A 17,912-nucleotide genomic window follows, 5' to 3' on the forward strand; every position below is an offset into this window, starting at 1 on the left:
TTCGATATTAAGGAGATCACTGGATGTTCAAAGTGCTGAAAACCGAGGGCCGCGCCCGGCGCGGCGAATTCTCCTGCGCCCACGGCGGCGTGGTCCAGACGCCGGTGTTCATGAACGTAGGCACACAGGGGGCCATCAAGGGCGGCGTCTCCGCCCATGATCTGAAGGAGGTGGGCTGCCAGATCGAGCTCAGCAACACCTACCACCTGCACCTGCGGCCGGGCGACCATATCGTCCGGCAGATGGGGGGGCTCCACAAGTTCATGGACTGGGACGGCCCCATCCTGACGGACTCCGGCGGGTTCCAGGTGTTCTCCCTGGCCTCTTTGCGGAAGATCCGGGAGGAGGGGGTCACCTTCGCCTCCCACATCGACGGGCACAGGATCTTCATGGGGCCGGAGGAGTCCATGCAGATCCAGTCCAACCTGGGCAGCGACATCGCCATGGCCTTTGACGAGTGCGTGGAGAACCCCGCGACCTACGAATACGCCAAGGCCAGCTGTGAGCGCACCGCCCGCTGGCTGGAGCGGTGCAAGGTCGAGCACGACCGCCTCAACGCCCTGCCGGACACGGTGAACCCGGGGCAGATGCTCTTCGGCATCAACCAGGGCGCCACGTTTGCGGACCTGCGGGTGTGGCACATGGAGCAGATCGCCAAGATCGACTGCGACGGCTACGCCATCGGGGGTCTCGCGGTGGGGGAGCCCGCGGAGGTGATGTACGAGATCATCGACGCGGTGGAGCCCCACATGCCCAAGGACAAGCCCCGGTACCTCATGGGCGTGGGCACTCCCAGCAACATCATCGAGGGCGTGGCCCGGGGCGTGGACTTCTTCGACTGCGTGATGCCCTCCCGCAACGGCCGCCATGGCAAGCTCTTCACCTGGGAGGGCACGGTGAACATCCTCAACGAGAAGTACGCCACCGACCCCCGGCCCATCAGCGAGAGCTGCGGCTGCCCCGCCTGCCGCCGCTTCTCCCGGGCGTACATCCGGCACCTGTTCAAGGCGGATGAGGTGCTGGCCCTGCGGCTGGCGGTGCTGCACAACCTGTACTTCTACAATGAGCTGGCCGCCCGCATCCGCCGGACCCTGGACGAAGGGACGTTCGCGGATTTTCGGGCCCGTTACAGCGGAAATTTGGAAAAACGCGCATGACCCCCTTGCAAAAGCTGGTATATCTGCTATAATATTGTCATTCTGACTTTGGAACGAAAAGGAGTTTTGTTGTTATGGAAGGCGCTTCCTCCTCTATCATCATGCTGGTTGTTCTCATTGCGGTGTTCTACTTCATGCTGATCCGCCCGGAGAACAAGCGGAAGAAAAAGGCCCAGGAGATGCGGGACAGCCTGAAGAAGGGCGACACCATCACCACCATCGGCGGCATCGTGGGCAAGATCGTCATGGTCAAGCCGGACACCATCGTCATCGAGACCAGCGACGACCGGGTCCGTATGGAGCTGACCAAGTGGGCCGTCTCCACCACCGGCGTCCAGTCCTCCGGCGAGGAGAAGTCCTCCAAGGAGGAGAAGAAAGAGGACGAGGTCAAGAAGACCGAGGAGATCCCCGAGGCTCCCGCCGAGGAGACCGATGCATCCTCTGAAGAGGAAAAGAAGGACTAACCCATCATAAAACCACCCTCCCTTGTCATAAGCTCGGATAGAGCGATGACAGGGGAGGAATTTTTATGGGTAACGGGCGGAAACAGACAGCCCTGTGGCTGGTGTTCGTAGAGGGCGCGGCGCTGTCTCTGGGGATCTATCTGCTGCTGACGGTGCTGCTGTCCGCGCTGGTGGTGAAGGCGGTGCTGCCGGAGGAGGGGAGCTTTCCCGCTGTGGCGGCGTCGTGCTGTCTGGCGTCCTTCGCCGGGGCCATGCTCAGCGTCCGCCGCTCCTCCTGGGGCAGCCTGGCCAGCGCCATGGTGAGCGCCGCGGGCTTTCTGCTGGCGGTGGTGGCTGTGGCGCTGCTGTGCTGGCAGCAGATCACCTGGCTGGGCCGCGGGGGCGTGCTGCTGCTGTGCGGCGCAGGCGGGGGACTTCTGGCGGGCCTGTTGGGTGGCCGGCGGAGGAAGCGGAAGCGCCGTCCGGTCCGCAGGGGCCGCAAGGCCTGAAAGAGCCGCTTGTGAATTTCACCAAAAATACAGATCTGAGCCCTGCCGCGGAGACTGCGGCCACAGTCGGGAGGTCTCCCGCGGCAGGGGAGACGGCGGCGGCAAATGTGGGGCGCCGCCGCTTTTATGTCTACAAGATATTGTCGTTTTTCGGGGCGGGGGAGGTGATCTCTCACGCCGATTTTACAAAGTTAACATAATATTGTTTACATAATATTTTGCCATAACTCACAAAAAACGGAAAATTCCCGTAAATTCCTTGCAAAATCCGGCGAATTCAACTATATTAGAACAAGCAAGGTCTTACGTCAACCGCTACATAAATCCGCCTGCCCCCGCATAGGATGCGGTGAGGTGAGGCGGATTGAACACGAGAACATTGACGAAGCGGCCCACGGTCCAGCTGCCCACGCTGCCCCGCCTGCTTCTGCTGGCGCTGTTCTTCCTGGCCGGCGTCCTTTTGGGACAGGTCCTGTCGGGCCGGGTGCCGGACACCACGGGGGACGAGCTGCGGCGGTATCTGGAGGACTACGTCCGCCTGGGGGGCGAGGGAGCGCCCACTGTCCAGACGGCTCTGTCGGCCCTGGTGATCTATTTCCGCTATCCGCTGTTTGCATTTCTGCTGGGGTTCGCCTCCATCGGGGTGGTGCTGCTGCCCTGTGTGACGGCGGCTTACGGCTTTTTTCTGTCCTTTTCCGTGTGCTGCTTCACGGCGGCCTTCGGCGTGGACGGCGTGCTGCTGGCCCTGGCGGTGTTCGGCCTGCGGTGCATGGTGACCCTGCCCTGCTATTTCCTGCTGGCGGCGGCCTCCTGGGGGACGTCCGCGGGACTGGCGGCCGTGTCCTTTGGGAGAGGACGGCGGACTGCCCCTGTGGTCTACGGCCGGGCCTGCTGGGTCCGGTTCGGCGCCTGCTGTCTGGCGCTGCTGGCGGGTGTGTGTGCGGAGCTGTTTTTGTCCCCGGTGCTGCTGCGGCTGATGCTGGAGCGCATCCTGGGGTAGAGAGAAAGAGAGAGGGAGGAGAGCACCCTTGGCAAGAGACGACATTGCGGACTTTGGGACTTATCTGGCGGAGGAGCGTCACGCCTCCCAGAACACCATCTGCTCCTATCTGCGGGACGTGACCCAGTTCTCCGCGTATTTGCGGGAGCACCAGAGCTGCACGCTGCGGCAGGCCGGCGGAGAGATGATTCAGGACTACATGAGCTGGATGCGGGGGCGGGGGAAGTCCGCCGCCTCGGTGACCCGGTTCCTGGCCTCCGTCAAGTCGTTTTACAACTTTCTGCTCTCCGCCGGCGCCGTAAAGGCCAACCCCGCCAAGAGCATCAGCGCGGACCGGGCAGAGCGGAAGTATCCGGAGATCCTCACCAGCAAAGAGGTGGAGCTGTTTCTGGAGCAGCCCCGGTGCGTGGACGCCAAGGGATACCGGGACCATGCCATGCTGGAGCTGCTGTACGCCACCGGCATCCGGGTCAGCGAGCTGATCTCCCTGGACCTGAAGGACCTGAATCTCTCCGCGGGCTTCATCCGGTGTGCCAGCCGGGGCAAGGAGCGGATCATCCCCCTGTACCACACGGCCGTGAAGGCGCTGCAGGACTATGTGCGGGATATCCGGCCCCAGCTGATCGCCGACGGCGGCGAGCAGGCCCTGTTCGTGAACATGAACGGCGAGCGCATGAGCCGCCAGGGGTTCTGGAAGATCATCAAGTACTATCAGGAGAAGGCGGGGATCGAAAAGGACATCACCCCCCACACCCTGCGCCACTCCTTTGCCGTCCACCTGCTGGAAAACGGCGCGGACCTGCGGTCCATCCAGGAGATGCTGGGCCATGCGGACATCTCCTCCACCCAGATCTACACCCATGTGGTGAAGCACCAGCTGAAGGATGTGTATCAGAAAGCCCATCCCCGGGCGTAATTCCAAGGGGAGCACCGGCGCCTCCCGCCGACGCTCCGGCGGGCAGAGCCCGCCTCTGCCGATCCCCTCGCCTTTGCACGGCAAAGACGGCCCCCGGCCGACTGCGGCCAGGGGCAGAGGCGTCCCGTCCAGGCACATGCCCTGGCCGGGACTTTTTTCTGCGCAAACGCACGGCAGACCACGGAAATGCACAGCGGCGTTCTGCCTGCCTGTGAAAAAATTTTCCGCCGCCGCAAACAAAACCGGCTGCCTGGGACTCAAATAGGTGAAGAGAAGAGAAAGGAGGACCGCCATGGATCACGACGAATTCGCCCGCCGGGCGGAGGCTCTCCGGGCCCGGCTGTACCGGACGGCGTACCTGTACCTGGGCAGCGAGGCCGACGCCCTGGAGGCGGTGGACGAGGGCGTATACCAGGCCCTGCGGGCTTTGCGGCAGCTGCGTCAGCCGGACTTTTTCGAGACCTGGCTCACCCGGATCGTGCTGAACGCGTGCCACCGGGAGCTGCGGCGCCGGCGGCGCCTGGCCGGGGAGGAGGCTCTGCCGGAGAGCGCCGGTCCGGATGCCTATGACGCCCTGCCCCTGAAGGAGGCCGTCCGCCGCCTGCCGGAGGAATTGCGGGCGGTGGTGATCCTGCGGTACTTCGCAGGATACACCCAGGCGGAGACCGCCCGGGCATTGAACATTCCCCAGGGCACCGCGGCCACCCGCCAGCGGCGGGCATTGCAGCTGCTGCGCCTGGAACTGGGAGAGGAGGGAGACGCATGACCCGAAACGAGGAATATCAGGCCCTGCTCCAGGAGCTGGAGACCACACCGGCGGCCCTGGACGGCGCTGTGGAGCGGGCGCTGCGCCGCCGGAAACGGGACCGCCGCCTGCGGCTCTTCGGCGTCCCGGCGGGGAGCCTGGCGGCCTGCTTCGCCGCCTTTGTGCTGCTGGTGAACCTGTTCCCGCCCTTCGCGCGGGCCTGCGGCTCAGTGCCGGTGCTGCGGGAGCTGGCCCAGGCGGTGGCCTGGTCGCCCAGCCTCTCCGCCGCGGTGGAGAACGACTACGTCCAGCCCATCGGCCAGTCCCAGACGGTGAACGGCGTCACCGCCACGGTGGAGTATGTGATCGTGGACCGCAAACAGCTGAACATCTTCTACACCCTGGACTATGCCCCGGACCTGGGGCCCATGTGGGCGGACTGCCGGATCACCCCCGGCGACGGCAGCGCGGGAGACGCCGGCGGCCGGACGGAGAAGCCGGGGGAGCTGGTGGAGATCAAGCGGGACTTTGTGGACCGGGACGTGCCCGGAATCCTGGATCTGACCCTGTCGGTCTACCCGGCAGAGCAGGACGGGGGCGGGCCGCCTGCGGAGAACACCGGCGACGGCTACTTTGACCAGCCGGTCGATGACCAGCCGGCGTATCTGGCGGAGATGACGTTCCACCTGGAATTCGACCCCTATTTCACCGCCCAGGGGACGCTGCTGGAGCTGAACCGGACCTTTGCCCTGGACGGCCAGACCTTCACGCTGCAAGAGGCGGAAATCTACCCCACCCATCTGCGGCTGACCCTGACGGCGGACCCGGACAACACCGCCTGGCTGGCGGGCCTGGACCTGTACCTGGAGAACGAGCACGGCGAGCGGTTTGAAAAGAGCCTGGGCGGCATCACCGCATCCGGGGACCCGGAGGGGGAGGGCATGGGCACCTTCTGGCTGGACAGCCCCTTCTTCAGCCAGGGGGAGCACCTGACCCTCCACATCACCGGCGTCCGGTGGAAGGACAAGGACGCGCCGCCGGTGAAGCTGAATCTGGCGGAGGGCACCGCCGAAAACCTGCCGGAGGGCACCTGGTTCCAGGGCGCAGAGCGCCTGCCGGAGGGATGGATCGTGTACCTGGTGTCCCCGCTGATGGAGAACCGGACCATGGGGAGCGTGTTCTCCAGAGGGGCCTGGGACGAGGACGGGAACTATTATGAGATCTGGCAGTTCGGCTCCTCCTACGGCTACTGGGACGAGACGGCGCAGGAGCGCGTGGGGGAGGACCGGTGGTATACCGAGGACTTCCCCCTGGCGGGACTGGCGGGCGACACGGCCTATCTGGACCCCTGCTACAACCGGATGGCCGCCGTTGATGCGGCGGTTCCCATCCAATAGGCGAGGGGGAGTCAAATCCCCCGCCTTCCATGCGAACGAGAGAGCGCCCGCCGCAAGGCGGGTGCTTTTTTGCCCGCCGAACGGCGGCCGGGGTGATCCTGCCGGGGAGAAGCCCGCGCGTTTTCCCTGTTGCGCTTCCCTGGAAAATTTGTTATACTGTTACAGTATGTATACTGGAGGGAAAGCGCCATGCGGATCCTGGGCATCGACCCCGGCTACGCCACCATCGGCTTCGGCCTCATCACGGCGGAGCGGGCACAAGTGAACATGCTTACCTACGGCGCCATCACCACCCCGGCGGGGCTGCCGCTCTCCCGGCGGCTGTACCAGATCGGCACCGATATGGAGGACCTGATCGGCCAGCTGAAGCCGGATGTCATCTCCATCGAGGAGCTGTTCTTCAACACGAACCTGACCACCGGCATCGCCGTGGCCCACGCCCGCGGCGTGCTGCTGTACACGGCGGAAAAGTGCGGGATCCCGCTCCACGAGTACACCCCCTCCCAGGTGAAGATGGCGGTGGTGGGCTACGGCAAGGCGGAAAAGCGCCAGGTGATGGACATGACCCGCCGCCTGCTGCACCTGAAAGCCGTCCCCCGGCCCGACGACGCCGCGGACGCCCTGGCCCTGGCCCTGTGCCATGCCCGGAGTGCCACGTCCCGCCTGCCCCTGCAGGACAGCAGGGTCAAGGAGACCATCTGAACAGTCAGGGACCGGACCGCTCCGCCGGACGCCGGAATTCCGAACTCCCAAGAAAGTGTGATTATCCATGTTTTACTATCTGGACGGCACCGTGGCAGAGATTCTGCCCTATCTGGCGGTCATCGACTGCGGCGGCGTGGGCTACGCCTGCAAGACCACCAACACCACCCTGGCCCAGCTGAAAAAGGGCCAGCGGGGGAAGCTCTACACCTATCTGGACGTGGGGGAGAACGCCTTCGGCCTGTACGGCTTCGCCACGGCCAACGAGCTGAACAGCTTCAAGCTGCTGATCGGCGTCAGCGGCGTGGGGCCCAAGGCGGCGCTGGCTATCCTCTCCGCCGCCACGCCGGAGTCCCTGGCCATGGCCATCGTCACCGGGGACGAGAAGAGCCTGACGGCGGCGCCGGGCGTGGGCAAGAAGATCGCCCAGCGGATCATCCTGGAGCTGAAGGACAAGATGGCCCGGGAGAGCGCCGCCACGGGGCTGGACTTCTCCGGCGGAGCCGCTGTGAGCGTCCCGGCCTTTACAAATAAGGCCACAGAGGCGGCCCAGGCCCTGGCGGTGCTGGGCTACACCAGCGCCGAGGTGGCCCAGGCGCTGAAGGGCGTGGACGTGGAAACTCTGTCTCTGGAGGAGATCATCCGCCAGTGCCTGAAAAAGATGGTGAAGTGAGTATGAAGATCCTGTCCGTGATTCTGCTCCTGGCCGCGCTGGCCATGGCCTTTCTTGCCATGATATTCGGCACCCGCTTTGCGGCCCTGCTCAATAAGGGCCAGCAGCGCCACGGCCTGCCGGAAAAAGAGCGGCGTCAGCGCAACCGCAGCGGCGCGGTGTTCGCCCTGTGCCTGTGCGCGGTGTTCGGCCTAGCCTGGCTGGCGGTGCATCTGTTCCAGGCGGGCTGACCGCCCCGGCCGGAATTTTGGAGCACATTCAGAGCACATGAGGAAGTGAACCCATGAGCATCGACTTTGGAAACGACATCTATGAAGAGCCCATCGTGGCCAAGACCTTCCTGCAGGAGGACGCCCAGGAGGGGTCCCTCCGGCCCAAGACCCTGCGGGAGTATATCGGCCAGGAGAAGGCGAAGGACAACCTGGCCGTGTTCATCCAGGCCGCCCAGAAGCGGGGAGAGGCCCTGGACCACGTGCTGCTCCACGGCCCGCCCGGCCTGGGCAAGACCACGCTGGCCGGGATCATCGCCCAGGAGATGGGGGCGGGCATCCGCATCACCTCGGGCCCGGCCATCGAGAAGCCCGGGGATCTGGCGGCGCTGCTGACGAACCTCAACGAGGGGGACATCCTCTTTGTGGACGAGATCCACCGGCTGAACCGGTCCGTGGAGGAGATCCTGTACCCGGCCATGGAGGACTACGCCCTGGACATCATCGTGGGCAAGGGCCCCAGCGCCAACTCCATCCGGCTGGACCTGCCCAGGTTCACCCTGATCGGCGCCACCACCCGGGCGGGGCAGCTGTCCGCGCCCCTGCGGGACCGGTTCGGCGTGACGCTGCGGCTGGAGCTGTACACGCCGGAGGAGCTCTCTCAGATCATCACCCGGTCCGCCGCCATTTTGAACGTGGACATCGTGCCGGAGGGCGCCTATGAGATCGCCCGCCGCAGCCGGGGCACGCCCCGGATCGCCAACCGGATGCTGCGCCGGGTCCGGGACTTCGCCCAGGTGAAGGCCGACGGCGTCATCACCAAGGATGTGGCGGACCAGGCCCTGTGCGCGCTGGAGATCGACCACCTGGGGCTGGACCCCATCGACCGGCGGATGCTGGGGGCCGTCATCGAGAACTACGGCGGCGGTCCTGTGGGCCTGGAGACCCTGGCCGCCACCATCGGCGAGGAGGCCGTGACCCTGGAGGACGTGTACGAGCCATACCTGATGCAGCTGGGCTTCCTGACCCGGACGCCCCGGGGCCGGTGCGTGACGGCGAAGGCATACCAGCACCTGCATAAGCCCATCCCCGGCGGCATGACGGCGGATCCGCCGGACATGGACCAGCTGACGCTGTGAGGAGGCGGTTTTCATGAAGCGGACCCTGGCGGAGCGCGTCGCATTTCTGATGCTGTCGGCGGCGCTGGCCGTCGGAGCCTGGGCCGTCACAGGCCGGGCTGCCTGCTCCGTGACGGCGCCCTATCAGTTTCCCGTCCAGCCCGGCACGCCGGAGTGGGTGGAGCTGTCCGCCAACGCCCGCCGTGCCGCCTGCCGCCTGCCGGCGGGGCTGGCGGAGCAGATGACCTCCGAGGCCCTGCTGGAGACGGCGCTGGACTATCCGTTCAACGCCTCCATGTATGTGTCCAGCGACCTGGAGGGGATGTTCGGAAAGCGGGCGGCCCTGGCGGGCAACGGCGCCCTGGCGGAGCTGGTGACCCGGCCGGACGCGGAGGAAGTGATCGCCCGCGCGCTGGCGGCGCCTGCGGAGGCAGGGGAGGACCCCCTGCGGGGCGTGTATCTGGAGACCTTCTGCGCCTGGCTGCCGGAGCTTTCCGGGATGGCGGGCGTCTGAGGTGTCACAGGGGCAGGCCCCGGCCGGTGCGCAGGCCCAGCAGAAAGGCATGGATGGCGGTGAATTCCCGGGCCTTTTCGTAATCCGCCGCCATCTCAGAGGTGAGCTCTCCCTCCAGAAGGGAGAGGGGCATCTCGTAGTCGTCCGGTGGGGCAGCGTCCAGCTGGGGGCGGATGTAGTGGGCGTACAGCCATTTCATGAAGTCGGACATTGCGAATGCTCCTTTCAAAATACAATGGATGCATTGTGCTTAGCTGCAGTATAATACAACGGATACATCGTGTCAAGAGGTGACGATATGACATTGCAAGAGCGAATGCGGGAACTCCGCAAAGAGCGGAAGGAGACCCAGAGACAGGTGGCCGACGCCATCGGTGTGACGGATCGGCAGTACCAGCGGTTTGAGACCGGGGTCAATCTGCCTGGATTTGAAAATCTCGTGGGCATTGCGGACCACTTCGGCGTGTCGCTGGATTATCTAGCCGGCCGGTCGGACCGGAGGGAGATGTAGAGGCGGTTTCCCGCCGTTCAGAGGAACCCGCTCCTGCAGGGGCGTGCGGCCCGTTTTTGGAGTCAGACATTGCGAATACTCCTTTCTCACGCTTCATAAAGCGTGAGAAAAATATAACACGCTTTACAGAGCGTGTCAAGGGGGATTTATGGAATTAAACGAGCGATTGCGGGAACTCCGCAAGGAACAAGGAGAAACCCAAAAGCAAGTGGCCGCCGCCATCGGGATTGGGGAGCGGCCCTACCAATACTTGGAGTCCGGCGAGCACCGGCCCAGCCTGGACACGTTGATCGCCCTGGCGGACCATTTCGGCGTATCGCTGGATTATCTGGCTGGCCGGTCGGACCGGAGGGAGTTGTAAAGGGCCGCCGTCCGGCGGCCTCGGGAATCTTTGCTCCCGCAAGGGGCTTGTCCAGCGGGATGCACCCCCCATTTTCTTTTCGGTCTTGCCCGAAAAGAAAACGGGCCGTGCACGGTCCAAAAGAAAAGAACGCTTTTGGCCGCAACTCTGCACGGGCGTGCAAAGTTGCTGTACGGGGGTTGGCGTGAGATGGTGCCTGCGTGTTTGCGAGGACTGGCCAACGGGCGCGGCGGGGTGCGGTACAGGCTTGAACGCTGATTCCCGCGGCGTGGATGCGGAGGTCAACGGGGTGCAAGGACGCATTTGACCAGCTCCTCTTTCCGCGCGTTCCGCTTCGCTACGCGCTGCCCTGGCGGTCGTAGGGGCCGATGCCTTTATCGGCAGCTCCCGCGCGGGACAGCTAGCGGCAGCGAAAAGAGAAGCAGCTCCATGCGATGACCACCCCGACGACCTCCGCACGATCCGCCACGGGACGGCAGTTGGAGAAATCGCAGAAGAGTATAGCGTGCCCGAAGGCCGGGCCAAATCGGCGCTTGCACCGATCCGCCGCCCCCCGTCGCGCGGAGGGCCACTGCACCGGAGCGCGCCAACGCTTTTCTCTTTGGACCGTGCACGGCCCGTTTCTCTTTTGGCACGACAAAAGAGAAATGGGGGGTGCATCCGCCCAGCCATCAGCATGGCTGAATCCCCGTCCCATGGGGACGGTCACATCATAAGAAACAAACGAGGTAATATCAATGGGCAAACTATTTGGAACCGACGGCATCCGCGGCGTGGTGGGGGAGAACCTCACTGCCGACATGGCCTTCCGCGTGGGGCAGGCCGTGGGCACTGTTCTGATGGAGGACAAGGGCAGCCGCCCCACCGTGGTGATCGGCAAGGACACCCGCATCTCCTCCGACATGCTGGAGTCCGCCCTGATGGCGGGGCTCTGCTCCGTGGGCAGCGACGTGAAGCCGGTGGGCACCATTCCCACCCCGGCGGTGGCCTATCTCACCGTGCAGGAAAAGGCGGACGCGGGCATCGTGATCTCCGCCAGTCACAACCCCTATGAGCACAACGGCATCAAGGTCTTCAGCGGACAGGGCTACAAGCTCTCCGACAGCGTGGAGGCCCGGATCGAGGAGAAGATCCTCTCCCAGGAGCCCATGAAGCTCCGCACCCGGGGGGAGATCGGCCGCCGCCACCACGGTATGCGCCAGCTGAAGCGGGACTATATCGACTTCGTGGCCTCCACCATCGAGTCCGATCTGGCGGGGCTGAAAATCCTGGCGGACTGCGCCAACGGCGCTGCCAGCGCCACCGCGCCGGAGCTGTTCGGCCGCTTCAAGGCCCGGACGGACTTCATCCACCGGGACCCGGACGGGGTGAACATCAACAGCCACTGCGGCTCCACCCACCTGGAGGACCTGGCCGCCGCCGTGGTGCGGGGCGGCTATGACATCGGCGTGGCCTTTGACGGGGACGCGGACCGCTGCCTGCTGGTGGACGAGACCGGCGGCGTCATCGACGGCGACAAGGTCCTGGCGGTGTGCGCCCTGGACATGAAGCGCCGGGGAAAGCTCAACGGCAACGCCCTGGTGGCCACGGTGATGAGCAACCTGGGCCTCCACGAGTTCTGCCGGAACAACGGCATCGACCTGCTCTGCACGGATGTGGGCGACCGGAACGTGCTGGAGAAGATGCTGGAGCGGGACTACCGCATCGGCGGGGAGCAGTCCGGCCACACCATCTTCACCGATGTGGAGACCACCGGCGACGGTGAAGTGACGGCCCTCCAGTTCCTGCAGGTGCTGGCCCGGTCCGGGGAGAAAGCAAGTTCCCTTGTCAGCTGCTGCGCCGTCTACCCCCAAGTGCTGGTGAACGTGGAGGTGCCCCACAGCGGCGGCGTGAAGGAGGCCATTATGGCGTCCCCCGCGCTGGCGGAGGCCGTGAAGCGGGAGGAGGAGGCCCTCGCCGGCGCTGGCCGGGTGCTGGTGCGCCCCTCCGGCACGGAGGCCCTGATCCGGGTGATGGTGGAGGCCAAAACCACGCAGATCGCCCAGGCGGTGGCGGACCGGCTGGCAGATTTCATCAAATCGCAAAAAAAATAAAAATCTGTTTCTCGGATTTTTTTACAAATTGCTTGACATTTCACTGGATAGACAGGTATAATACGATATGTACAAATTTAGCGAGAAGACACCCCAGCCCCTGGACCAGTGCAGCGATGAAACGCTGTGCCAACTGGTTGCCGGCGGCAGCCGCGAAGCGGAGGAAGCTCTTGTGACGCGGTACAACCGGCTGGTCCGGACCTGCGCCCGCCCCTTCTTTCTGGTGGGCGGCGACAGCGAGGATCTGACCCAGGAGGGCATGGTGGGCCTCCTCAAAGCCGTTCGGGAGTATGACGCCTCCAAGGAGGCATCCTTCCGGACCTTCGCAGAAATCTGCATTCGTAACCGGCTGTATTCCGTCCTCCGCGCCGCGGCGCGGGATAAGCACATGGCTCTCAATCAGTCGGTCCCCTTGGATACACCCTTCTTTGACGCCAATTCCTACACCTCTGGTACCAGCGATCTGACTCAGCGCGATCCCGAAGCGTATCTCATCGACAGGGAACATACCGCTGCCCTCTTATCCGGTGTCCGGAAACAGTTGTCCGAGTTTGAAGCAAAGATTTTGGGGTACTATTTAGACGGTCTTTCATGCAGGGAAATTGCCGAGACGGTAGGCAAGCCCCCAAAGTCCGTGGACAACGCCGTGCAGCGCATTCGGCGCAAGGTGGCACGGCAGCTTCTTTCCGGCGATCTCAGCGGAAGCTGAACGCAATATATTTTTCTTTATCAAAGAGAGGGTAACATCATGTACGAAGACAAGACCTTAGTTTGCAAGGAGTGCGGCCAGGAGTTCGTGTTCACCGCCGGCGAGCAGGAGTTCTATGCCGAGCGCGGCTTCCAGAACGAGCCCCAGCGGTGCAAGGCCTGCCGTGACGCCCGCAAGAACGCGGCCCGCGGTCCCCGGGAGTATTTCACCGCTGTCTGCGCCGCCTGCGGCGGCGAAGCCCGCGTGCCCTTCGAGCCGAAGTCTGACCGTCCCGTGTACTGCAGCGAGTGCTTCGCCAAGATGCGGGACCAGCAGAGATAAACGAATCAATCCGTTTTGGTCTCTTGCAGAGGCGGCGCCCGGTGGGCGCCGCTTCTTCTTTTGCCGTGGGAGCCGGCCGCCGCGCCCCGCGCCGGGGAAACGGGAGGCATTCCGGAAAAATGTGCCGGTGCGGACGCCGAATCTCCACATTTCCAGGCTTTTCAAAGATTTTCTCTTGAAAAACATCGAAAACTAGAGTATAATACCCCTGCTGAATTTCAGATTAGAATTGGAGGAACCTCTGATGATCGAGATCAAGAAGGACACCATCATCGGTGACATTCTGGACGTGGCGCCTCAGACCGCGCCCATCTTCCTGTCCATCGGCATGCACTGCCTGGGCTGCCCCTCTTCCCGGGGCGAGACTGTGGAGGAGGCCTGCATGGTCCACGGCGTGGACTGCGACAAGCTGCTGGCCCTGGTGAACGAGGAAGCCAACAAGAAAGCGGAATGACCGGAACGGGACGCATACGGGAGACCGTATGCGTCCTCCTCCGACAGCCGGAACAGGAGGGCGCCATGGGAAAACATCTGGAACTGACGCCGCGCCTGCGGCAGATCGCCGCCTGGGTCCGCCAGGGTGCGCACCTCGCTGATGTTGGCACGGATCACGCCTATCTGCCCGTGTGGCTGACGCTGCAGGGCCGCGTGGCCTCTGCCATTGCCAGCGATCTGCGGCGCGGCCCCCTGGACCGGGCGCAGGAGACCGGCCGGCGCTACGGTGTGGGGGACCGGATCACCTTCCGCCTGGGCAACGGTCTGGCCGCCGTGGCGCCGGAGGAGTGCGACACCATCGTCATCGCCGGCATGGGGGGCGAGAACATCGCCCAGATTCTGACCGGGGCACCCTGGACCGCCGACGGCCGCCACACCCTGCTGCTCCAGCCCCAGAGCCGGGCGGAGGCGCTGCGCCGCTTCCTGGCGGAGCACGGCTACGCCATAGCGCGGGAGGCGCTGGTGCGGGACCGGGGCTTTCTCTATCCCGTGATCGAGGCCGGGGCAGGGGAGATGCATCTCACGCTGGGCCGGCAGTGGGCCGGGGCGGACCTGCTCTACGACCCCCTGGGGGACCGCTACATCATCGAGAAGATCATCCAGCTCCAGGCGGCGGCGGCCGGGGCCAACCGGGCGTCGGCGCCAGAGGCCCGGGAACGGGGCGATTACGCCAGGGCCGTCATCACGGAGCTTCTGCAAATGAGGGAGGAGTGGCGCCATGCCAACTGTCCGGGAAATTGAACAGGCCCTGTTCCGACTGGCCCCGAAGGAGGGCGCCATGGACTGGGACAACGTGGGCCAGCTGCTGGGGGACCCGGAGGCGGAGGTCCGGCGGGTCCTGGTGGCCCTGGACATCACGGAGGCCGTGGCGGACGAGGCCATCGCGGAAAACTGCCAGCTGATTGTCAGCCACCATCCGGTGATGAACTGCAAATGGCTGCCGGTGCAGACCGTCCGGCAGGACACGCCCCAGGGGCACCTGCTGCTGAAAATCCTGAGGAGCGGCCTGTCCGCCATCTGTATGCACACGAACCTGGATGTGGCCCCCGGCGGCGTCAACGACGCGCTGGCCGCCGCGCTGGGGCTGGAGGACCCTGGGCCGCTGGGGGACCCGGAGGGGCTGTGCCGGATGGGAACACTGGCAAGTCCTATGCCTTTACAGGAATTTGCAAAGCACGTCTGCCGGGCGCTCCAGGCCAACGGCGTCCGCTACGCCGGGGACAGCGGCCCGGTGCGGAAGGTCGCGGTGGGCGGCGGCGCCTGCGGCGACTATGAGGATGCGGCCATCGCCGCAGGGTGCGACGTGTTCGTGACCTCGGACCTCAGCTACCACCAGTTTTTAGACGCGGCAGGGAAGGGCATCCGTCTGATCGACGCGGGCCACTTCCCCACAGAGAATCCGGTGTGCACCGTGCTGGCAGAGTACCTGCGCGGCCGGTTCCCGGGCCTCACCGTCACCAAATCCGCCTCCCACCGGGAGGTCATCCAGTATTACGTAGAAGGAGAGTAATGTACCATGTCCGGACATTCCAAATGGCATAATATCCAAAAGACCAAGGGCGCGGCCGACGCCAAGCGCTCCGCCGCCTTCACCAAGATCGCCAAGGAGATCATCGTGGCCGTGAAAGAGGGCGGCGGCTCCGGCGACCCCAACAACAACTCCCGTCTGGCCACGGTTATCGCCAAGGCCAAGGCCGTCAACATGCCCAACGACAACATCAAGCGCACCATCGACCGGGCCCTGGGCTCCGGCAGCACCGACAACTACGAGGCCGTCACCTACGAGGGCTACGGCCCCGGCGGCGTGGCCGTCATTGTGGAGGCCCTGACCGACAACCGCCAGCGCACCGCGCCGGAGGTCCGCCACGCGTTCGACAAGTGCAACGGCAACCTGGGTGCCCAGGGCTGCGTCAGCTGGTCCTTTGACAAGAAGGGCGTCATCGTCATTGACAACGAGGAGGGCGAGCTGGACGAAGACACCGTCATGATGGACGCTCTGGAGGCCGGTGCCGCCGACTTTGAGGCCGACGGTCCCGCCCTGGAGATCACCTGCGACCCCGACGCTTTCAACGATGTGGTGAAGGCCCTGGAGGGGAAGGGCTACGCCTTCGCCAGCGCGGAGATCGAGATGGTGCCCCAGAACTACATCACCCTCACCGGCGAGGGAGACGTGAAGAACATGGAGAAGCTCATCGACATGCTGGAGGACAACGACGACGTGCAGAACGTCTGGCACAACTGGGACAACGACTGAGCATCGCTGGATAGAGAGAGGACGGGGAGACCCGTCCTCTTTTCGTCCTCTGGAATATTCAACAAAACTTTTCTTTTGTGCAAAAAACGCCGGAGAGGCGGGCCTGACCGGTCCCCCTTACCATAAGCATAACCATCACCATTCCCCTTACGCTGACCCTTACCATAGCGGGAGAATTTTACAAAATCCTCCCGGAGATTGCATAGAGCCGTGCATCAGATGGGGAGGGGACGCCTTTTCTTGAGAGGAGTGGTTTTTCGTTGGCAGAGGAACACAAGAAGAGTTTTATGCTGTATTTCGATAATTTTCCCTGTGTGGCGGCCCTGGACGCGGAGCAGCGGGGGGAACTGCTGCTTCTGCTGTACCGCTATGCCATGGCGGCGGACAAGGCTCCCACGGATCCGGAGGAGGTTTTGCGGCAGCACCCGGGCTTGAGGGAGGAGACCCGCATGGCCTACCGGTTTCTGGCGGAGACCATTCGGCGGGATACAGAGAAGTGGAAGGAAAAGCAGCGGCGCTACCAAGAGGCGGCGGCGCGGCGGCAGGGGGATGGGGCGATCTCCCGGCAGGCCCTGGAACAGGCCGCGCCCAAGGATTACAGCGACATCCGGAAGTACCTGCGGGATGTCTCTACCGCTGGTCGGTTGCCAAAATCGGACCCATAGGGTAGACTGAGGGCGAGGTGATACACGTGAACAAGGAGCGGCTGGGCGATTTCATCGGCAGCGAGCGGAAAAATCTGGGCCTGACCCAGCGGGATCTGGCGGCGCGGCTGCATGTGACGGACAAGGCCGTCAGCAAGTGGGAGCGGGGACTGAGCTACCCGGATGTGACGCTGCTGGAGCCCCTGGCGGCAGCCCTGGACCTGACGGTGGAGGAGCTGATGGCCTGCCGGAGGCAGGCGGCGAAAGGAGCGGAGGAGACCATGCAGAGCTTGTTGGATATCTCCCGTGACAGCGTGCGGCAGGAGCGGCGGCGCTCCTGGCAGCGGCTGGCGGCGGTGCTGGTGCTGCTGGCCGTAACTGCAGCCGTGGTGGCGTATACGCAGATCGTGGTGACGGAGGAGGGGTATTACAGCATCGTTCTGAAAGAGACTGTGAATGGCAGGAACTGTGTCTATGTGGAGGACCGTGGACACCTGATCCGGCTGAAGTGCGGGGAGGATGTGGACTTTGATGCCCTCACGCTGCGGGACGAGCGGGGAGATACCATTTCCTATCAGATGGACTTTCAATGGAACCGGCTGACCCGCACTGGTACGGTGTCTGCCTGTGAGGACACCGGCGTCACCGTTCTGGGAGGTGTCATGGATGTCACCTATGAGGGGGATTCCGGCAGCGTGCCGCTTCTCTTCGGCGATACCAGCGTCCAGTATCTCCGGGACGGGTATTACCCGGACCCCTACGCAGAGTCCGAAAATCTGGTGTTTTTATGTGACGTCCGGTTTTGGCCCTATCATCCGGAGGAGCCGGACCCCACCGGCATCAACACCCGGGCAATCCTGGAAGTGGAGGACTGCATCAACGCCGAGGCGCTGGACGTGGATGGGGACGGAGCGCTGGAGGTGGCCGTCCGCACCCGCTGGCCGGAGAAGCCGTACACCGTCTACGACTATGTGGATGGAGAGATTGTGGAGTCATGGCCGGACACCCTGCCGGAGGAGATTTTGGAACAGATGTGGGCCCCGTGGGAAGGGCTATGAGAGGTGCTGCCTATGGAATCTCCTGCGCCCCCCTCTGAGAGCGGCGGGTGGGGTCTCCTTCCACCCGGAGACAGGGAGCCAGC

The 17,912-nt window shown here is 64.3% G+C and carries 24 protein-coding genes; 23 read left to right on the top strand and 1 reads right to left on the bottom strand.

From position 1 onward, the window contains the following. Positions 1–23: 23 nt before the first annotated feature. From tgt to DN611_RS06805, 12 genes are all read left to right on the top strand, one after another. Positions 24–1,157: a tRNA guanosine(34) transglycosylase Tgt gene (gene tgt / locus DN611_RS06750; RefSeq protein WP_119310946.1), complete on the top strand. Its 1,134-nt coding sequence runs from the start codon at positions 24–26 to the stop codon at positions 1,155–1,157. A 74-nt stretch (positions 1,158–1,231) separates the two neighbouring features. Beyond that, positions 1,232–1,621, top strand: a complete 390-nt coding sequence (gene yajC / locus DN611_RS06755) for a preprotein translocase subunit YajC (protein WP_021748962.1) — start codon at positions 1,232–1,234, stop codon at positions 1,619–1,621. 65 nt (positions 1,622–1,686) lie between these two features. Next, positions 1,687–2,109 carry a DUF3792 family protein gene (locus tag DN611_RS06760; RefSeq protein ID WP_021752115.1) on the top strand — a complete coding sequence of 141 codons (423 nt, stop codon included), beginning with the start codon at positions 1,687–1,689 and terminating at the stop codon, positions 2,107–2,109. Positions 2,110–2,473: 364 nt separating this feature from the next. Beyond that, positions 2,474–3,109: a hypothetical protein gene (locus DN611_RS06765; RefSeq protein WP_051320057.1), complete on the top strand. Its 636-nt coding sequence runs from the start codon at positions 2,474–2,476 to the stop codon at positions 3,107–3,109. 28 nt (positions 3,110–3,137) lie between these two features. Next, positions 3,138–4,025 (top strand): site-specific tyrosine recombinase XerD, encoded by an 888-nt coding sequence (xerD, locus tag DN611_RS06770; RefSeq protein ID WP_025545581.1) that lies wholly within the window; start codon positions 3,138–3,140, stop codon positions 4,023–4,025. Between the two features lie 292 nt (positions 4,026–4,317). Then, a complete protein-coding gene (locus tag DN611_RS06775; protein WP_021750306.1) occupies positions 4,318–4,791 on the top strand; it encodes a sigma-70 family RNA polymerase sigma factor in 474 nt (157 codons plus the stop codon). Continuing rightward, on the top strand, positions 4,788–6,167 hold the full coding sequence (locus DN611_RS06780; protein ID WP_119310947.1) for a DUF4179 domain-containing protein: 1,380 nt from the start codon (positions 4,788–4,790) through the stop codon (positions 6,165–6,167). The genes DN611_RS06775 and DN611_RS06780 overlap by 4 nt, the downstream gene beginning before the upstream one ends. A gap of 189 nt (positions 6,168–6,356) precedes the next feature. Beyond that, the gene (ruvC, locus tag DN611_RS06785; RefSeq protein ID WP_021750693.1) at positions 6,357–6,869 is read left to right on the top strand and encodes a crossover junction endodeoxyribonuclease RuvC; all 513 of its coding nucleotides are present in this window, start codon (positions 6,357–6,359) and stop codon (positions 6,867–6,869) included. A 67-nt stretch (positions 6,870–6,936) separates the two neighbouring features. After that, a complete protein-coding gene (ruvA, locus tag DN611_RS06790) occupies positions 6,937–7,542 on the top strand; it encodes a Holliday junction branch migration protein RuvA (RefSeq protein WP_021750694.1) in 606 nt (201 codons plus the stop codon). Positions 7,543–7,544: 2 nt separating this feature from the next. After that, on the top strand, positions 7,545–7,772 hold the full coding sequence (locus DN611_RS06795) for a hypothetical protein (protein WP_021750695.1): 228 nt from the start codon (positions 7,545–7,547) through the stop codon (positions 7,770–7,772). Positions 7,773–7,825: 53 nt separating this feature from the next. Then, a complete protein-coding gene (gene ruvB / locus DN611_RS06800; protein WP_021750696.1) occupies positions 7,826–8,890 on the top strand; it encodes a Holliday junction branch migration DNA helicase RuvB in 1,065 nt (354 codons plus the stop codon). A gap of 13 nt (positions 8,891–8,903) precedes the next feature. Beyond that, positions 8,904–9,383, top strand: coding sequence for a hypothetical protein (locus DN611_RS06805; protein ID WP_119310948.1), 480 nt, complete (start codon positions 8,904–8,906; stop codon positions 9,381–9,383). Between the two features lie 4 nt (positions 9,384–9,387). Here the strand turns inward: DN611_RS06805 and DN611_RS06810 are convergent, their stop codons facing one another. Continuing rightward, the gene (locus DN611_RS06810; RefSeq protein ID WP_021750699.1) at positions 9,388–9,594 is read right to left on the bottom strand and encodes a hypothetical protein; all 207 of its coding nucleotides are present in this window, start codon (positions 9,592–9,594) and stop codon (positions 9,388–9,390) included. Positions 9,595–9,681: 87 nt separating this feature from the next. Between DN611_RS06810 and DN611_RS06815 the strand changes: the two genes are divergently transcribed. The 11 genes from DN611_RS06815 to DN611_RS16855 all read left to right on the top strand — a co-directional run bounded on the left by DN611_RS06815 (position 9,682) and on the right by DN611_RS16855 (position 17,829). Beyond that, on the top strand, positions 9,682–9,894 hold the full coding sequence (locus DN611_RS06815; RefSeq protein WP_021750700.1) for a helix-turn-helix domain-containing protein: 213 nt from the start codon (positions 9,682–9,684) through the stop codon (positions 9,892–9,894). 148 nt (positions 9,895–10,042) lie between these two features. Beyond that, complete coding sequence (locus DN611_RS06820; RefSeq protein WP_021750702.1) at positions 10,043–10,255, top strand: helix-turn-helix domain-containing protein; 213 nt, start codon at positions 10,043–10,045, stop codon at positions 10,253–10,255. A 737-nt stretch (positions 10,256–10,992) separates the two neighbouring features. Further along, positions 10,993–12,348, top strand: coding sequence for a phosphoglucosamine mutase (gene glmM / locus DN611_RS06825; RefSeq protein ID WP_021750703.1), 1,356 nt, complete (start codon positions 10,993–10,995; stop codon positions 12,346–12,348). Between the two features lie 67 nt (positions 12,349–12,415). Continuing rightward, the gene (locus tag DN611_RS06830; protein ID WP_021750704.1) at positions 12,416–13,057 is read left to right on the top strand and encodes a sigma-70 family RNA polymerase sigma factor; all 642 of its coding nucleotides are present in this window, start codon (positions 12,416–12,418) and stop codon (positions 13,055–13,057) included. A 39-nt stretch (positions 13,058–13,096) separates the two neighbouring features. Continuing rightward, complete coding sequence (locus tag DN611_RS06835; protein ID WP_021750705.1) at positions 13,097–13,378, top strand: zinc-ribbon domain containing protein; 282 nt, start codon at positions 13,097–13,099, stop codon at positions 13,376–13,378. 244 nt (positions 13,379–13,622) lie between these two features. Then, positions 13,623–13,832: a DUF1858 domain-containing protein gene (locus tag DN611_RS06840; RefSeq protein ID WP_021750706.1), complete on the top strand. Its 210-nt coding sequence runs from the start codon at positions 13,623–13,625 to the stop codon at positions 13,830–13,832. A 65-nt stretch (positions 13,833–13,897) separates the two neighbouring features. After that, complete coding sequence (locus DN611_RS06845) at positions 13,898–14,614, top strand: class I SAM-dependent methyltransferase (RefSeq protein ID WP_119310949.1); 717 nt, start codon at positions 13,898–13,900, stop codon at positions 14,612–14,614. Continuing rightward, positions 14,592–15,383 carry a Nif3-like dinuclear metal center hexameric protein gene (locus DN611_RS06850; RefSeq protein WP_119310950.1) on the top strand — a complete coding sequence of 264 codons (792 nt, stop codon included), beginning with the start codon at positions 14,592–14,594 and terminating at the stop codon, positions 15,381–15,383. Before DN611_RS06845 ends, DN611_RS06850 begins: the two co-directional genes overlap by 23 nt. A 6-nt stretch (positions 15,384–15,389) precedes the next feature. Continuing rightward, positions 15,390–16,127 carry a YebC/PmpR family DNA-binding transcriptional regulator gene (locus DN611_RS06855; protein WP_021750709.1) on the top strand — a complete coding sequence of 246 codons (738 nt, stop codon included), beginning with the start codon at positions 15,390–15,392 and terminating at the stop codon, positions 16,125–16,127. A gap of 287 nt (positions 16,128–16,414) precedes the next feature. Next, on the top strand, positions 16,415–16,792 hold the full coding sequence (locus tag DN611_RS06860) for a DUF6291 domain-containing protein (protein WP_145985069.1): 378 nt from the start codon (positions 16,415–16,417) through the stop codon (positions 16,790–16,792). Positions 16,793–16,818: 26 nt separating this feature from the next. Beyond that, positions 16,819–17,829 carry a helix-turn-helix domain-containing protein gene (locus DN611_RS16855; RefSeq protein WP_136891740.1) on the top strand — a complete coding sequence of 337 codons (1,011 nt, stop codon included), beginning with the start codon at positions 16,819–16,821 and terminating at the stop codon, positions 17,827–17,829. Positions 17,830–17,912 lie beyond the last annotated feature (83 nt).

This window comes from Oscillibacter sp. PEA192 (genome assembly GCF_003574015.1).
GTDB lineage: Bacteria > Bacillota > Clostridia > Oscillospirales > Oscillospiraceae > Oscillibacter > Oscillibacter welbionis.

What these genes read in the sequence shown, in the direction of transcription:
- DN611_RS06850 (WP_119310950.1), top strand. Translation starts at nt 14,592, where the DNA reads ATGCCAACTGTCCGGGAAATTGAACAGGCCCTGTTCCGACTGGCCCCG.
- yajC (WP_021748962.1), top strand. Translation starts at nt 1,232, where the DNA reads ATGGAAGGCGCTTCCTCCTCTATCATCATGCTGGTTGTTCTCATTGCG.
- DN611_RS06860 (WP_145985069.1), top strand. Translation starts at nt 16,415, where the DNA reads ATGCTGTATTTCGATAATTTTCCCTGTGTGGCGGCCCTGGACGCGGAG.
- ruvA (WP_021750694.1), top strand. Translation starts at nt 6,937, where the DNA reads ATGTTTTACTATCTGGACGGCACCGTGGCAGAGATTCTGCCCTATCTG.
- DN611_RS06760 (WP_021752115.1), top strand. Translation starts at nt 1,687, where the DNA reads ATGGGTAACGGGCGGAAACAGACAGCCCTGTGGCTGGTGTTCGTAGAG.
- DN611_RS06820 (WP_021750702.1), top strand. Translation starts at nt 10,043, where the DNA reads ATGGAATTAAACGAGCGATTGCGGGAACTCCGCAAGGAACAAGGAGAA.
- DN611_RS06805 (WP_119310948.1), top strand. Translation starts at nt 8,904, where the DNA reads ATGAAGCGGACCCTGGCGGAGCGCGTCGCATTTCTGATGCTGTCGGCG.
- DN611_RS06835 (WP_021750705.1), top strand. Translation starts at nt 13,097, where the DNA reads ATGTACGAAGACAAGACCTTAGTTTGCAAGGAGTGCGGCCAGGAGTTC.
- DN611_RS06780 (WP_119310947.1), top strand. Translation starts at nt 4,788, where the DNA reads ATGACCCGAAACGAGGAATATCAGGCCCTGCTCCAGGAGCTGGAGACC.
- DN611_RS06795 (WP_021750695.1), top strand. Translation starts at nt 7,545, where the DNA reads ATGAAGATCCTGTCCGTGATTCTGCTCCTGGCCGCGCTGGCCATGGCC.
- DN611_RS06840 (WP_021750706.1), top strand. Translation starts at nt 13,623, where the DNA reads ATGATCGAGATCAAGAAGGACACCATCATCGGTGACATTCTGGACGTG.
- DN611_RS06815 (WP_021750700.1), top strand. Translation starts at nt 9,682, where the DNA reads ATGACATTGCAAGAGCGAATGCGGGAACTCCGCAAAGAGCGGAAGGAG.
- DN611_RS06830 (WP_021750704.1), top strand. Translation starts at nt 12,416, where the DNA reads ATGTACAAATTTAGCGAGAAGACACCCCAGCCCCTGGACCAGTGCAGC.
- ruvC (WP_021750693.1), top strand. Translation starts at nt 6,357, where the DNA reads ATGCGGATCCTGGGCATCGACCCCGGCTACGCCACCATCGGCTTCGGC.
- DN611_RS06855 (WP_021750709.1), top strand. Translation starts at nt 15,390, where the DNA reads ATGTCCGGACATTCCAAATGGCATAATATCCAAAAGACCAAGGGCGCG.
- tgt (WP_119310946.1), top strand. Translation starts at nt 24, where the DNA reads ATGTTCAAAGTGCTGAAAACCGAGGGCCGCGCCCGGCGCGGCGAATTC.
- DN611_RS06845 (WP_119310949.1), top strand. Translation starts at nt 13,898, where the DNA reads ATGGGAAAACATCTGGAACTGACGCCGCGCCTGCGGCAGATCGCCGCC.
- DN611_RS06810 (WP_021750699.1), bottom strand. Translation starts at nt 9,594, where the DNA reads ATGTCCGACTTCATGAAATGGCTGTACGCCCACTACATCCGCCCCCAG.
- DN611_RS06775 (WP_021750306.1), top strand. Translation starts at nt 4,318, where the DNA reads ATGGATCACGACGAATTCGCCCGCCGGGCGGAGGCTCTCCGGGCCCGG.
- glmM (WP_021750703.1), top strand. Translation starts at nt 10,993, where the DNA reads ATGGGCAAACTATTTGGAACCGACGGCATCCGCGGCGTGGTGGGGGAG.
- ruvB (WP_021750696.1), top strand. Translation starts at nt 7,826, where the DNA reads ATGAGCATCGACTTTGGAAACGACATCTATGAAGAGCCCATCGTGGCC.